The sequence below is a fragment of the Rhizobium ecuadorense genome (assembly GCF_001187535.1).
GTDB classification, from domain to species: domain Bacteria; phylum Pseudomonadota; class Alphaproteobacteria; order Rhizobiales; family Rhizobiaceae; genus Rhizobium; species Rhizobium ecuadorense.
Genome location: NZ_LFIO01001042.1, coordinates 1 through 207, shown reverse-complemented (window position 1 = coordinate 207; position 207 = coordinate 1). Strand labels below are relative to the sequence as shown.

The following is a 207-nucleotide window of genomic DNA, read 5'->3' as shown; positions in this document are numbered from 1 at the left end:
GACCCAGATCATGCCAAAAACGTGCCGGACGATCAAAAGTTCCGCCGGAGCAGTGCTCAGGGGCGGGAAACGGCACTGTGGGCGAGCACGAAGGGCGTACCGTCGGCCGGCACTTGGTTGATGCGCAGCGCGCAACCGAACACCGAGAGCATCGTTTCGTCCGTCAGCACCTCAACGATGCTGCCGGCGGCCGCGAGCCGGCCGGAT

The 207-nt window shown here is 65.2% G+C and carries 1 pseudogene; it reads right to left on the bottom strand.

The features are described 5' to 3' along the window. Positions 1 to 56 precede the first annotated feature (56 nt). Positions 57 to 207: pseudogene (locus AF337_RS18795) on the bottom strand (heme ABC transporter ATP-binding protein); the annotation flags it as partial.